Origin of the sequence: Cellulomonas telluris (assembly GCF_004886325.1) — a bacterium.
Classification (GTDB): domain Bacteria; phylum Actinomycetota; class Actinomycetes; order Actinomycetales; family Cellulomonadaceae; genus Cellulomonas; species Cellulomonas telluris.
Genome location: NZ_QXFN01000004.1, coordinates 192044 through 205649, shown reverse-complemented (window position 1 = coordinate 205649; position 13606 = coordinate 192044). Strand labels below are relative to the sequence as shown.

Below are 13606 nucleotides of genomic sequence, written 5' to 3'. Positions count from 1 at the left end.
TCAGGCGGCCAGCAGGTGCGCGCCCGGCGGGGCGCCCGCCGGGCGGGCGACGGTCACGGCGGGCTGCGGCGACGACGTCAGGGTGAGCACCGCCCGCCCGGCGCGGCCGGACGCCGCGGGCGCGCCCAGCGCGTCCACGATGCCCTGCGCCAGGTCCACCAGCGTGAGGCCGAGCGCGTCGGTCAGCGCGGCGAGCACCTCCGACGACGGCTCCTTCAGCCCGCGCTCGACCTCGGACAGGTACTGCGGCGACAGCCGCGCGCGCTCGGCGACGTCCGCCAGGCGCAGGCCCTGGCGCTCGCGCTCCGCACGCAGCAGGGCGCCGATGGTGCGGCGCCACGCGGTCGGGCGCCGACGGTGCGGGACGAGGGCGACGACGTCGTGCGGCATGGACCGACGCTAGCCGTGGGAACCGGGTGGCGGCGGGGCGCTCCGCTGAGGGCAGAACGGCGAGCGGCGCGGGGCGCAGCGGGGCGTACCGGCACGGTCCGGGCGCGGGCGACGTGACGTCCGTCCCACGACTCGGACAGGTGCTCAGGTCACCCGTCCAGGTGACGATGGGAGGGCGAGCGTTCGACCATCCGAGGACACCGCATGCACCCCGCACTCCCCCGCCCCGCCCGCCCCGCCCGCCTCCTGACCCTCGCCACGACCGTCGCGACCGCCCTGCTCGCGTCGGTCGCGCTGGCCGTACCGTCGCACGCGATGACGTCGCCCCCGTCCGACCGGCTCACGTCCGGGCAGCAGCTCGCCCCCGGCGCCGTCCTGCGCGCCGCCGGCAGCGAGCACGAGCTCGCCGTGCAGGCCGACGGCGACGTGACGCTGCGCCTGGCCGGGCGGGTGCTGTGGCACACGGGCACCACCGGCCACGCCGGCGCACGGCTCGTCCAGCAGCCCTCGGGCGCCCTGGAGGTCGTCGCGCCCGGTGGGGCGGTCGTCTGGAGCACCGGAACCGCCGCCGCGGGCGCGCGTTCCGTGCTGAAGCCCGAGGGCGTGCTCTACACCATCGACACGGCCCACCGCGTCGCGTGGAAGAGCACCGTGGACGGTCCCGCCCTGCGCACCACCGGCAGGGACCGCGTGCACAGCGGCGGCCTGCTGCTGCCCGGCGAGTCGATCACGAGCCCCGACGGGTCCGCGCGGCTCGTCATGGGCACCGACGGCACGCTCGCGGTCACCGCGGGCGGCCGCACGGTGTGGCAGGCCGTCACCGGGCGTCCCGGTGCGTCCGCGACCGTGACGCCCGGCGGCGAGCTGCGGGTCACGGCGCCCGACGGGACGCGCGCGTGGTCGTCCGGCACCGCGTCCGCCGGCGCGCGGCTGGTCGTCAAGGACCACGCGCGCGCCTACCTGATCGCGTCGACCGGCGAGGCGGTCTGGTCGACGCCGACGCCGACCACCGCGCCGACGACCGAGCGCGTCCCCGCCGTCGTGCACCTGCCGCTGCCCGAGCCGCTGCCCGGCCCGTCCACGTCGACCTCCGGCAGCACCCTCGACGGCGGCACCGGCCTGCGCACGTACCGGACCTACCTGTCGTCCGCGCCGCCCTACGTGGACCCGACCTCGCCGGTCGCCGAGGCGGCCCGGGCCGCCCGCGACGCGGGCCGCACCGCCGAGGCCGACCTGCTGGACAAGGGCGCCGCGCACGTCTCGTCCCGCTGGCTGAGCCCCGCCGACTCGACGGCGACCGTCCGCGCGTACGCCGCCGCCGCCCGCGCCGCGCTCCGCACCCCGGTCTTCGTGACCTACGCGATCCCCGACCGCGACTGCGGCAACCACTCCGCCGGCGGGTTCGCCACCGCGGCCGAGTACTCGGCGTGGGTGGACGCCGTCGCCGCCGGCCTGGTCGGTGCGCGCGCCGTCGTCGTCGTCGAGCCGGACGCGCTGCTGCACCTCGAGCGCTGCGGGGACCGCGACGAGCGGCTCGCGCTGCTGAAGCGGTCCGTGCGCGCCTACGCCGCCGCCGGTGCGGAGGTCTACCTGGACGCCGGCAGCAGCAACAGCTTCGGCTGGGGCACCGCCTCGCTGCAGGAGATGGCGCTGCGCCTGCGGGCCGCCGGCGTGGACCAGGGCGCCGGGTTCGCCGTCAACACCTCGAACTTCCAGCGCACCGAGCACGAGGTGGCCTACGGCACCTACCTGTCCGCGCTGCTCGGCGGCGCCGCGTTCGTCGTCGACACGTCCCGCAACGGCAACGGGCCGCTCGCCGGCCCGGAGGGCACCGTCTGGTGCAACCCGCCGGGGCGCGCGCTGGGCACCCCGCCGGGCGCGACGCGCACGGGTCCGCACGTCGCGAACCTGTGGGTCAAGACCGTCGGGCTCTCGGACGGCACGTGCAACGGCGGCCCCGCCGCCGGGCAGGTGTGGGAGGAGTACCTGATCGGGCTGGCGTCGGCCGCGGCCTGGTGACGCCGCGGGTGCCGGGTGACGCGGACGGCGTCACCCGGCCTCGGCGTCCGGTGCGACCCCGGCCACCGGGGTCGTGCGCGACCGGCCCGACCCGTCCTTGAGCACGACGTACGCGACGTCGACGTGCGGCTCGAGCGCGCTGAACTTGTCGTTCGGGGCGCCGATGACGAGCTGGAAGCCCAGCCCGCGCCACGCGCCGATCGCCCGGCCCGTGAACCGGGCGTCGGCCTTGATGAGGGCCTCGTCGAGGAACACCGGCGCGTAGCGGGGGCGCTCCGCGCCGGCGTCGCCGAGCTGGTAGCGCAGCGCGGCGCCGACGATGAACGCCACGAGCTCCTGCGACTCGCCGCCGGACTTCTCGCCGATGTGGTCGTACAGCGCGACGTGGTTGCCGTCGAGGTCGACCTTCTCCGCCGACAGGCGCACGTGCCTGCGCACGTCGACCAGGTCCGCGAAGTCGGGCGACGTGCGGCGGATGCGGTCGACGACCTTCGCCATGCGCGCGTAGCGGCGCTCCCGCTCCGCGTCGGTGGCCTCCGTGGCGAGCAGCTCGCGCAGGTCGCGCAGCTCCTTGCGGAAGCGGGCCACGACCGCGGACTGGGTGTCGCGGGCGTCGATGCGCAGCCGGTGGTCGTCGTCCGCGAACGGCAGGTCCGCGAGGATCTCGTTGACGGGGCCGATGCGCTCCTTGATCTCGCGCACGGACCGGGCGAGCGCGTTGTGCAGGTCCGTGAGGTCGTTGCCGGACAGACGCAGCAGGCTCTTGCGCCACTCCGCCTCGAGCTCGTGCAGCCCGTTCGTCTCGAGCTCGGTGAGGATGCGCTCGAAGTCCGCGTACGAGGTGTCCGGGTCGGTGCCGAGGTTGGGGTCGTGCCAGCGCTCGACGAACGTCTCGAAGGTCCGCCGCAGGGCGTCCCGCGCGTTCGCGACCGCCTGCTGCGCCGCCTGCCGGTCCGCCCGCAGCACGTCCGCGGCGCGCGCGACGACGGCGTCGAACGCGGCGAGGACGGCGACCGGGTCACCCTGGTCGCCCGCCGGCCGGGCGTCCGGCGCGTCGTCCAGGAGCGCGTCGAGGTAGGCGCGGTGCGCCGGGTCGAGGGTCGTGCCCGCCTGCTGCGCCGCGTCGAGCGCGAGCTGGGCGGCGTCGACCTCGTCCGTCGTGGCGGACCAGCGCCGCTCGAGCTCCTCGGCGTCGCCCTTGGTGCGCCCGAGCCGCTCGGTCAGGTCCTGCACGAGGACGTCGAGCTCCGCGGCACGTCCCTGCAGGCGCACCACCTCGGGGTTGCCGGCGGTGACCTCGGTGACGACACGGTCCCAGCGGGCCCGCTCGGCCTCGACGGCGTCGACGTCGACCTGCTCCCACGTCACCTCGAGGACCGTCGCGTACGCGCGCAGCGCGGCCTCGTGCCGGTCCATCCGGGCGCCCGCCTCGGCGACCTGCGCCTCCGCGAGGGCCAGCCGCTGCTCGGCGCGGGCGACCTGCTCCTCCAGGTGCGCCAGGCGGCGGGTGTTCGTGAAGCCGAGGACGTTCGCCCGTCCCTGGCCGCCGTGCGCGCCCCGCGTGCCCTCGGAGACCTGGCCCGTGCGCGTCAGCGCCTTCGCGTGCTGCGCGAGCTCGCCCGGGGTGTCGACGCACACGTACGCGTACCGCGACGCGAGCTCGCCCTTGAGCCAGCCGGTGAAGGGGCTCGTGCGGTAGTCGAGCCGGCCCGGGAGCGTGCGCGCGTCGACGCCGGCGTCGTCGCGCAGCCCCGTCGGGACGCCCTCGAAGCGGATCCGCCGCCCGACCGGCACCGTGTCGATCGCGCGCCGGAACGCCTGCAGGTGCGCCACGTCGATGAGCAGGAGCGTCGCGAACCCGCCCAGGGCGAGGTTGAACGCCTCCCGCCACGGCTCGTGCTCCGTGCGGACCTCGACGAGCTCGGCGACGAACGGCAGGTCGTCGACGGTGAGCCCGGCGGCGGCGGCGAGCGCGGCCCGCGCCCCGTGCAGGTCCTCGGGCAGGTTGTCGCGGCGCCGTGCGGCGGCGGCCACCTCGCCCCGCAGGGCCTCGAGGTCGGCGGCGGCCTCCTTGCGCTCCGACATCGCGTCGAACAGCGCCCGCCGGGCCGACTCCTTCGCGTCCGTGTCCTGCAGGGCGGCCTGCCCGCGCGCGACGAGGGCCTCGAACTCGGCCTGCGTCCCCACGCCCGTCCCGAGCGCACCGGTGAGCACCTCGTCGAGGCGACGACGGGCGCGGCCGACCTCCTCCAGCCGGGACCCGACCACGCGCAGCTCACGCTGGGCACGGGCCAGCTGGTCCCCGCCGGACGCCCAGAGCGTCTCCCGCACGCCGTCGAGCTCCGAGCGCGCGGCGTCGATGCGTGCGCTCGTCTCCAGGGCGAGCCGCTGGGCCTGCCCGTGCCGCCGCTGCAGGTCCGCCTCGACGTCGCGCACGAGTGCGAGCCGGCGCTCGTCGCGCCACAGCGCGGCCGGCGAGCCCGCGTCCTCGAACCGGCCGATCGCCTCGATGACGCGCAGCCGCTCGGCGCCCGCCTCGATCGCGGCGCGGTGCTCGCGGATCGGCTCCAGCGCCCGCACCTGCTGACGGGCCGTGACCATCTGCTCGCGGGTGCCGCTGAGCTTGTCGAACTGCTCGACCACGGCGTCCGCCGTCGCGAACGTGTCGGGCTCCTCGAGCACCATCGCCTTGTACAGCGCGTCCACGGTCGTGATCTGCTGACCGGCCTGGATGCGGCCGAGCAGCGCGACGGCCTTGCCGCCGTCCCCCGACGCGCCGATGCCGAGGGAGGTGTGCAGCCGGGCCGTGAACTCCCGGTCGGTGTCGAAGCACGCGAGCCCCGTCGCGGTGACCGCCGGGCGCGCGAGCCGCTGCGCGGCGGCCGCCTCCAGCTCCCGCAGGTCGAACGCTCCGTCGACGGTCGCGCGCACCGCGACGACGTCCTCCAGCGTGCGGGCCGCCGACGGCACGTACCAGGCCCGCACGGCGGTCAGCTCGGCCCCGGACTGGTCCGCCCACGTCATCGCGATCGCCGTCCACGTGTCCCGACCGTCGCCGCGCAGCACGCGCTCGCGCGTGCCGTCGTCCGTGCGGGACTCGTCGAGCTTGCCGCGCGCGTAGGACAGGATGTTGCGCTGGTCCTTGCCGCGCGGGCGCCCGACGACGCCGCCGTTCGAGGCGCCGTTGAACGGCGTCGTGTGCGGCATGAGCAGCGCGATGTACGCGTCCATGAGCGTGGACTTGCCGGAGCCGGACCCGCCGGACAGCAGCGTCGCCGTCGACGCGAGGCGCACGCGGTGGTGCCCGTCGTAGCCGCCCCAGTTCACCAGCTGCAGGTCGCGCGCGACCCACTGCTGCCCCGTCGACGCGGACGGGACGAGCCCGAACAGCGTGTCGACCATCGTCATCGGGCCACCTCCGTCTGCGCGCGCAGCCACGTGCGCAGCTCGCCGAGCCGCTCCGTGCTCAGCACGATCTCCACGAGCGGCGACACCCGGTACCGCCCCTCGGACTCCTCCTCGACGATGCCCTCCTTGGCCAGGCGCGCGACGGCGGCGCGGATCTCCCGCTGGTGCGCGGCGACGTTCGTGTCGTCGGCGTCGAAGTACGTCAGCGCGGTCTGCTCGATCTCCTCGACGTCCACCCGCACCGACGTCTGCCCGGCGCCCTGCCCACGCTGGTAGACCGTGCGCAGGTGCACCAGGACGAGGGTCTCGGCGCGGCTGTAGGCGTCGTCGCGCAGCAGCACCGGCACGTCGAGCTCCGCCGAGCGGACCTGCTGCTTGTACGCCACGCCGCGCTCGTGGTCGACGACGAGCCGGACGAACAGGTCGTGCAGGCGCGACTCGACGACCTGCTGGTTCTCCAGGAGCGTGCGCCACTGGGCGGGGCTGCGCTCGGCCAGCAGGAAGCGGCGCTGCAGCAGGCGCACGAGCACGCGCCGCACGTCCGCGTCGAGCGTGCCGGTGTCGCCCGCGAAGAGCTCGGCGGGGTCCTCCTCCATGGGCACGGGGGCGATGAACGCCGCCTCGCGCTCCTCGGCCGCGACGTCGCCGGACGCCTCCTCGACGTCCGTCACGTCCGTCGTCTCACTCATCGTCGTCCCCGATCCGCGTGGTCACCGCGCCGAACGCCAGGCGCCGCGCCGTCCCGTCGGGGCGGACCGCGTCGACGAACGCGACCTCCCCGGTCTCCGTCATGCCGTGCCGGTGCGCGATCTCCAGCAGCCCGAGCAGGTCCACCGGCCGGCGCGCGTCCGACGGCGCCGACCGGAACGCCGCGGCGACGTCGGCCGTCCCGTCCGCGCCCGCGGACGCGTGCAGGTGCGCCTCCAGCTCCGCGTAGTGCGGCCCGCCCCACGCGCGCGCCTCGTCGTGGGCGGCGACCGCGTCCAGCTCGTCGTCCCAGTCCGTCAGCGGTGCGGGCGGCTCCGGCGGCCGCGGGTCCCCGACGCTCTGGCGCAGGTGCTCGACCTCGGCGACGGGCAGGCGGCGCAGCGGCTCGACCGGCTGCCCGCGGCGCGCACCCGGCACCCACTCCTGCAGCCCGGCCATCACGTCGCGCAGCAGCGCGTCGACCTGCCGGTCGCGCAGCGGGTCGTGGTGACGCACCTGTGCGGTGATGACGTAGGACGCCTCACGCTGCGCGGCGAACACCTGGTCCAGGCCCTGCTCGATCCGACGGACGATCTCGCGCAGCTCCGTGCGCTGCTGCGCCGGCAGCCGACGTGTGAAGCGGTGCCGCAGGACGACGTCGATCTGCCCCGCGAGCGCGTCGAGGCGCTGCGGGTCGCCGATGAGCCGCAGGGCCCCCGCGAAGGCACGCCCCTCGGCGGTCGACTCCATGACGTGCTCGCCGCGCTCGAGGTACTCGCGCAGCACCGCCCCGGTGGGGCGCTCGTCCTGGCGCAGGGCCGTCACGACGTCGCGCTGCATGGCCTTGATGGACTCCGCGACGCGTGCGAAGTCCGCGGGCAGCTCGCGCACGAGGTGCAGGACGTTCTCCGCCTCCTCGAGCAGCGTCTCGTCGTCGACCGGGTCGACCGTGCCGGTGCGCTCGAGGCGGGCGAGCTCCTCGCGCAGCCGGGCGATCTCGGCGTCGAGGCGGGCGATGCGCACGAGCACGTCCGGGTCGGCGTCCTGGGCGAGCCGCTCGACCGCGTCGAGGAGCGTGCGCACGCGCGACTGCGACACGCGGGCGCGGGCGCCTCCGGCGCGGCCCGCGACCTCCAGCGCTCCGACGGCGTGCGCGGACAGCCGGTAGGCCTCGACGTCGTCGTCGAGCACCTGCCGCACCAGCCACCCCGCGTCCGCCCACTGCCGGCACAGGTCGCGGGCGGACCCGGCCGGCAGGTCGTCGCCGTGCCCCGCGGCGCGCAGCTGGTCCAGGGCGTCGGCGATCTCCGTGTGCGCGTCGGCGACGGGCACGGTGGGGCGCTCGGCCGTGAACAGGACCGACAGCAGGGACACCACGAGGGGCGCGTGCCGCTTGTGCAGCAGGTCCAGCATGGGGTTCCGGAACGCGCGCACGGCGCCCAGGTACGCCCCTTCGGCACGAGTGATCATCGGCGGACAGCGTAGGCGGCGCCGGGCACCCGCCAGGACCACGGTCCGGCTCTCGCCGGGGTCGCGCCGCGGGGCGAAAGCGCGCGAACGGGACCGATCAGGCGTCGTCCCGCACGACCGGCTGGCGCAGGATCGTCCGCAGCCGCTCGGGCGCGGTCCGGCGGGCGTCGCTGAGGTAGACCTCGTGGTGCCGGCCCGTCATCCGCAGGCCGTGGTCGGGCACGAAACGGTCGTGGATCTCGGCCAGCACCGGGCCCTCGGCGTCGTAGGGGCCGACGTGCAGCGTCTGGACGCACAGGCCCTCGTCGAGCCGCTCGAGGCGCAGGGCGTCCAGCACGGGTGCGCCGCCCTTCGCCGCGACCCTGGCGCGGGCGTCCTCGACGTGCTCCGCGGCGATCCAGTCGGGCACGAGGATCATCGCGGTCCAGCTCCAGCGGGACTTGTCGCGGGAGGTGGTGAACGCCGCCATGTCGTCGGACCACCACAGCGCCTCGAGCGGCATGACGACGTGGTCGCGCCCGAGCTCGCGCCGGCTGAGGAACTTGAGCGTGTACGCCACCGGGTAGAGCGTGCGCAGGGCGTCCTGGTACTCCGGCGCCGTGTTCGGGTCCCCGTGGCCGTCGACCATGAGGTACTGCAGCGGCGGGACGGTGACGAGGGCGATCTCGCCCCGCCGCGCACGGTAGGACGGGATCTCCCTCTTGAGGTCGACCGTCACGCCGCACCCCCCGCCGGGTCCACCGGTGCGCGCTGCACGATGACGACGGTCATGCGGGTGTCGGCCCACGACGTGTGCTGCTCGCCGGGCACCCACCGCACGAGCGACCCGGGGCCGACCGGCCGCTCGACGTCGTCGTCCCCGGCCACCCGCCCCTGCCCGGACACGACGAAGAACACCTGCTCACGACCCGCCGGGTGCCGCGGCAGCGAGGCGCCCGGTTCGAGGACGGCCAGGTCGACGCGGACGCGCTCGGCCGACGTCCCGGCGCTGAGCATGCGCATCGCGACACCGGGTGCCCCGTCGAGCGCGGCGAGTTCCCCCTGCTCCACCTCCATGCCCCGCAACCTAGCCGCGACGCGCGCGGCGCAGCACCCCCTACCGCCCGCGGGCCGTGCGCAGCGCCACGAGCCGGTCGGCCGCCGCGGCGAGGTCGAGCCCGTTGACCGCCACGACCCGGGCGAGCGGCTCGGCCGGCACCGCGGCGAGGCCGGAGACCGCCCCCGCCATGCCGGCCGCCATGGACGCCACCGTGTCGGCGTCCCCGCCCCCGCCGGCGCCGAGCACCGCCGCACGCCAGGGGTCGGCGTCGGCCCGCACGAGGCACGCGAACGCGGCGGGCACGGACTCCACCGCCGCGACCGACGTGCCGATCTCGGTGTCGAGCCTGCGCAGGAAGTCCTCGTCGTCGTCGACCGCCTCGGCCAGGTCGAGCGCCGCCTCGAGGGCCGCGGGCACGCCCGGCCCGGCGGCGGGTGAGCCGCGGCGCGCCGCGACCTCCGCCGCGGCGAGGCCGCGCGCGACGTGCGCCGCGAGACCGGCCGTCGGTGCGGCGAGCGCCGAGCTCACGACGGCGGCGACCGCGGTCGCGGCGGCGAGCGCCTCACTGGTGTGGTGCGACATCACGCACGTCTCCTCGACGGCGTCGACCAGCGCCCCGAGGTCGTCCGGCGGGACGACGACGCCGACCGGCGTGATGCGCATCGCCGCACCGTTCGTGCGTCCGCCGCGGCCGGTGGTGCGCGGGTCGGCGCCGGCGCGCAGCAGCGCGAGGGCGGCGGCGGTGCTGGGGCCGATGACGGCGGCGGCGCGGGCGCCGGCCGCGTCGACCCAGGCGAGCAGGTGGCGCGTCACCACCTCCGCCTGCGCCGCACCACCGGTCTCGACGAGCGCGTCGACGAGCATGAGCGTCTGCTCGGTGTCGTCCGTGACGGTGCCGGCCGGCACGCCGCGCTCGGTGCCGGGCAGCAGGCGGTCCACGCGGCCGTGCTCGGCGGCGATCCGCTCGCGCGTCCACCCCTCGACCGGCATGCCGAGCGCGTCCCCGAGGGCGACGCCTGCGAGGCAGGCGTGCGCGCGGTCGCGCAGCAGGTCTCCGTCCGGGTGGGTCACGGCACCGGCTCCCTGCGCGGCGCCGCGCGGGGCGGTCGGCCCGACGAGGAGGGGACGCGCCAGCCGGGCCGCTCGTCCCCCCGGTAGGCGAGCCACGAGCCGACCGCGACCGCGCTCCCGAGCAGCAGCCCCGCGACGACGTCGGACGGGTGGTGCACGCCGAGGAGCACCCGGTCCGCGGCGGTCACGGCCGCCACGGCAGCGGCGACGGTCGGCACCAGCACGCGCCCCCGGCGGCCCAGCAGCGGCCACGCGACGACCGTGAGCACGACGCCCGCGGTCGCGGCCATGTTCGCGTGCCCGGAGGGGAAGCTGAACCCGCCGGCGTGCGCGAGCGGGTCGTCGTGGACCGGCCGGGCCCGGTGCACGACGAGCTTGACGGCCGCCGTCGTGCCCCACGAGGCGAGCAGCGTGACCGCCCCCCACAGCGCACGCCCGGGCAGCTGCCGACGGCGCCACACCCAGGCGCACAGCGCGCACCCCGCGAGCACGAGCCAGACCGGCTGCGTCACCTCCTGCCACACGACCAGCGCGGCGTGCAGGGCGGGCGCGTCACGCGTGGCGTCCGTCGCCGCCGCCACGGCCCGCACGTCGAGGCGGTGCACGGTCGACGACTCGGCGCGCACGGCCCACGCGACGGCCGCCACGGGCACCGCGAGCACGGCAGCCGACGCCACGGCCTGCGCCGCCCGCCGCCACGCCGACCCGGCCTGCGGCGCGGTCGGCGTGTCCCCGTCCCCCGGCACCCGCCGCTCCCCCGTCATCCCGCGAGAGTAGGTCGGTCCTGCGCTACCGGCAGGTCCGCGGGCGGACGGCGCCGACGCGCGCCCCCGCGGCGAGCTCACGGCCGCGTGCGCGCCACCGTCCGCGCGATGCGCACCCCGGTACGCCGACCCGTGCACCAGCGTGCCGGCGAAGTCCTCGACGCCGGGCCAGGCGGGCGGCACCGGCGTGTGGTTGTACCCGGTCGCGACGACCACCACGTCGCTCGCGAGCGCGTCGCCGTCCGCGGTGCGCAGTCGCCGGCCGGTGCCCGACGGCTCGACCTGGACGACCTCGACACCCGTCCGCACGTCCAGCCCGTGGTGAGCCGCGTACCGCTCGAGGTAGCGCACCAGGTCGTCGCGGGCGACCCACCGGCCGTACGCCCGCGGGGATGGGCAGGCCGGGCAGGGCGGACCACCGCCGCGTGGTGTGCAGGTGGAGGCGGTCGTAGTGGCGCCGCCAGGACGCGGCGACGACCGGCTCCTTCTCCAGGACGAGCGCGTCGACGCCGCGGGCCCGCAGCGCGGCGGCCACCGCGAGACCGCCCGGCCCCACCCCGATCACCAGCACCTGAGCCGCCACCATCGCCGACCTCCTCGTCGGTCACGCTCCGGCGGGGCAGGCGCGCACCGGCTCCATGACGGCCGTGCCCGGCAGGACGCGGCTACGACGTGCCGACCGCCGCACTCCCCTCCATCATGAGCACGCCGGCACCGACGCCGGCAGGGCCGGCACCGAGGCCGGACGAGGCGGGACGGTCGACGATGACGAAGCTACGCACGATCGCCCTCGCGGCGGCCGCCCTCGGCGCCGTCGTGCTGCTCACCGCGGCCGTGGCGGAGGACCCCGCGCTGTGGGCCTCCTGGCCGGGCGCCGTCGTGCGGTACTGCGGGTTCTGCACCCTCGCCGTGGGGCTGTACGCGCTGGCGGGGCGCATCGACCGCCGGCCGGCGCGACGCTGAGGCGGTCCGGCCGCCGCTGTCGACCCCGCCGGCGGTCGGCGGTGCGGTGGTCGCGCGGCAGGAGGGCGACCCCGTGATCCGGGGGTACGTCGTCGGCACGGTGCTCGTCGCCGTCGTCGTGGACGTCCGGCCGGTGCGTGAGCTCCGGCGCGACAGGCAGGCCCGCGGACGCCGCTGACCACCGGGGCCCGCGACGAACGACGACGGCCCCGACCGTGTGGTCGGGGCCGTCGTCGTCGCTGTCTCAACGAGTGTCCGGAGGGGGACTTGAACCCCCACGCCCTATACGGGCACTAGCACCTCAAGCTAGCGCGTCTGCCATTCCGCCACCCGGACGAGTGGACCTCGGCGACCCTCGCGGGCCCCTCGGCGCGGCAGAAAACATAGCACGGCGCGGGCGTGATCCTCGCATCGGCCCCGGAGGCACGGCGCACGGGTGACGGGACGGCAGGCAGCCCGCGTGCGCCGCCGCGCCGGTGACGTGCGCCGGGGGCAGACTTCGGGTGAGGGACATCCACGACGGGCGGAGGCAGTGCATGGCCGACGTGACGAACGCCTCCCGCCCCCGGGCGGGCGCGGTGAGCCCCGTCGCGCGACGGGTGGCGGGCGGACGGCGGAACCCCCACGTCGTGGGCGCGGACGAGCCGGCGCCGCGGTGGCTGCGGCAGGCGGCGGGGGTGTCGTGGCGCCTGCTCGTCGTGGTCGCCGCCGTCGTGCTCGTCTTCTACGCCACCTCGCGCGTGCAGCTGCTGTTCATCGCCGTCTTCCTCGCCCTGGTGTTCACCGCGGTGCTGCGCCCCCTCGTCGACGGCATGTCCCGGGTCATGCCCCGGGGGCTGGCGACGGCGCTCGCCCTGCTCGCCGGGATCCTGTTCTTCCTCGGCATGCTCACGTACGTCGGGTTCTCGATCGCGACGCAGTGGAACGACCTGGCGCGGCAGTTCGAGACCGGCATCGACCAGATCACCGACTTCCTCGAGAGCGGCGCGCTGCCGTTCACCATCACGAACGACCAGATCGTCGAGTGGATCGACAACGGCGTCGCGTGGGTGCAGGAGCACGCCGGGGACATCGCCTCGCAGGCCGCCGCCAGCGCGGGCTCGGTGGTCGAGGGGTTCACCGCCCTGGCGCTGGCGACCTTCTGCACCGTGTTCTTCCTCGCCCGCGGCACGCAGATGTGGACGTGGTTCCTCAACCAGCTGCCCGTGCGGGTGCGCGAGACCTGGGTCACCGCCGGCGGGGCCGGTTGGTACACGTTCTCCGGGTACACGCGCGGCACGGTGATCATCGCCATCACCGACGGCGTCCTCGCGTTCGTGCTCCTGACGGTCCTGGGCGTGCCGCTCGCGGCGCCGCTGGCCGTGCTGGTGCTGATCGGCGCCTTCATCCCGCTCATCGGCGCGCCCGCGGCCATGGTCGTCGCGATGATCGTGGCGCTCGCCGCCAACGGGCTGTGGAGCGCGGTGTTCGTCGGGATCGGCATCGCGCTGATCGGCCAGCTCGAGGGGCACATCCTCCAGCCGCTCATCATGGGCAAGCAGGTGTCGCTGCACCCGGTCGTGGTCGCGCTGGCGGTCACGGCGGGCACGCTCACGGCGGGGATCCTCGGCGCCGTCATCGCCGTCCCCCTCGTGGCCGTCGCGTGGGCGATCTACTCCCGGCTGCGCACCCTCGACCCGCCGATGGACGAGGAGGACGCCGCCGACGAGACCGAGCCCGGGGACGAGGCGCCGGACGAGGACGCACCCGGCCCCCGCGGCACGCCCGTCACCTCCGGCTGACGGCCCCGCTCTCC

The 13606-nt window shown here is 76.4% G+C and carries 11 protein-coding genes, 1 tRNA gene and 1 pseudogene; 3 read left to right on the top strand and 10 right to left on the bottom strand.

Annotated features, from left to right (window positions below; translation table 11 throughout):
• Entirely contained in the window at positions 1-390 is a 390-nt protein-coding gene (locus FB586_RS13220; protein ID WP_136519808.1) for a helix-turn-helix domain-containing protein, read from the bottom strand.
• 204 nt (positions 391-594) lie between these two features.
• Here FB586_RS13220 and FB586_RS13215 point away from each other — a divergent pair, with 204 nt between their 5' ends.
• Positions 595-2409, top strand: a complete 1815-nt coding sequence (locus tag FB586_RS13215; RefSeq protein ID WP_136519807.1) for a glycoside hydrolase family 6 protein — start codon at positions 595-597, stop codon at positions 2407-2409.
• Positions 2410-2439: 30 nt separating this feature from the next.
• On the opposite strand, the gene FB586_RS13210 is transcribed toward FB586_RS13215, so the two are convergent.
• The 8 genes and pseudogenes from FB586_RS13210 to FB586_RS20050 form a co-directional block, all read right to left on the bottom strand.
• Positions 2440-5817 (bottom strand): ATP-binding protein, encoded by a 3378-nt coding sequence (locus FB586_RS13210; RefSeq protein ID WP_136519806.1) that lies wholly within the window; start codon positions 5815-5817, stop codon positions 2440-2442.
• Complete coding sequence (locus tag FB586_RS13205) at positions 5814-6506, bottom strand: DUF4194 domain-containing protein (RefSeq protein ID WP_136519805.1); 693 nt, start codon at positions 6504-6506, stop codon at positions 5814-5816. Before FB586_RS13205 ends, FB586_RS13210 begins: the two co-directional genes overlap by 4 nt.
• Positions 6499-7974, bottom strand: a complete 1476-nt coding sequence (locus tag FB586_RS13200; RefSeq protein ID WP_136519804.1) for a DUF3375 domain-containing protein — start codon at positions 7972-7974, stop codon at positions 6499-6501. Before FB586_RS13200 ends, FB586_RS13205 begins: the two co-directional genes overlap by 8 nt.
• A gap of 97 nt (positions 7975-8071) precedes the next feature.
• A complete protein-coding gene (locus FB586_RS13195; protein ID WP_136519803.1) occupies positions 8072-8692 on the bottom strand; it encodes a GyrI-like domain-containing protein in 621 nt (206 codons plus the stop codon).
• Positions 8689-9030: a cupin domain-containing protein gene (locus FB586_RS13190; protein WP_136519802.1), complete on the bottom strand. Its 342-nt coding sequence runs from the start codon at positions 9028-9030 to the stop codon at positions 8689-8691. Before FB586_RS13190 ends, FB586_RS13195 begins: the two co-directional genes overlap by 4 nt.
• A 40-nt stretch (positions 9031-9070) precedes the next feature.
• Positions 9071-10084, bottom strand: coding sequence for an ADP-ribosylglycohydrolase family protein (locus FB586_RS13185; protein ID WP_136519801.1), 1014 nt, complete (start codon positions 10082-10084; stop codon positions 9071-9073).
• Positions 10081-11199: a phosphatase PAP2 family protein gene (locus FB586_RS13180; protein WP_246036755.1), complete on the bottom strand. Its 1119-nt coding sequence runs from the start codon at positions 11197-11199 to the stop codon at positions 10081-10083. The genes FB586_RS13185 and FB586_RS13180 overlap by 4 nt, the downstream gene beginning before the upstream one ends.
• A gap of 154 nt (positions 11200-11353) precedes the next feature.
• A pseudogene (locus FB586_RS20050) lies at positions 11354-11434 on the bottom strand (hypothetical protein); the annotation flags it as partial.
• Positions 11435-11613: 179 nt separating this feature from the next.
• Between FB586_RS20050 and FB586_RS13170 the strand changes: the two are divergent.
• Positions 11614-11811, top strand: coding sequence for a hypothetical protein (locus FB586_RS13170; RefSeq protein ID WP_136519800.1), 198 nt, complete (start codon positions 11614-11616; stop codon positions 11809-11811).
• 252 nt (positions 11812-12063) lie between these two features.
• Here FB586_RS13170 and FB586_RS13165 read toward each other — a convergent pair.
• Positions 12064-12147, bottom strand: a tRNA-Leu gene (locus FB586_RS13165).
• 200 nt (positions 12148-12347) lie between these two features.
• Between FB586_RS13165 and FB586_RS13160 the strand changes: the two genes are divergently transcribed.
• Positions 12348-13592, top strand: a complete 1245-nt coding sequence (locus FB586_RS13160) for an AI-2E family transporter (RefSeq protein ID WP_136519799.1) — start codon at positions 12348-12350, stop codon at positions 13590-13592.
• The last annotated feature ends 14 nt before the right edge of the window (positions 13593-13606 follow it).

Bases quoted from the DNA above. Each gene is read 5' to 3' on its own strand.
- FB586_RS13220 (WP_136519808.1), bottom strand. From the start codon at position 390: ATGCCGCACGACGTCGTCGCCCTCGTCCCGCACCGTCGGCGCCCGACC.
- FB586_RS13215 (WP_136519807.1), top strand. From the start codon at position 595: ATGCACCCCGCACTCCCCCGCCCCGCCCGCCCCGCCCGCCTCCTGACC.
- FB586_RS13210 (WP_136519806.1), bottom strand. From the start codon at position 5,817: ATGACGATGGTCGACACGCTGTTCGGGCTCGTCCCGTCCGCGTCGACG.
- FB586_RS13205 (WP_136519805.1), bottom strand. From the start codon at position 6,506: ATGAGTGAGACGACGGACGTGACGGACGTCGAGGAGGCGTCCGGCGAC.
- FB586_RS13200 (WP_136519804.1), bottom strand. From the start codon at position 7,974: ATGATCACTCGTGCCGAAGGGGCGTACCTGGGCGCCGTGCGCGCGTTC.
- FB586_RS13190 (WP_136519802.1), bottom strand. From the start codon at position 9,030: ATGGAGGTGGAGCAGGGGGAACTCGCCGCGCTCGACGGGGCACCCGGT.
- FB586_RS13170 (WP_136519800.1), top strand. From the start codon at position 11,614: ATGACGAAGCTACGCACGATCGCCCTCGCGGCGGCCGCCCTCGGCGCC.
- FB586_RS13160 (WP_136519799.1), top strand. From the start codon at position 12,348: ATGGCCGACGTGACGAACGCCTCCCGCCCCCGGGCGGGCGCGGTGAGC.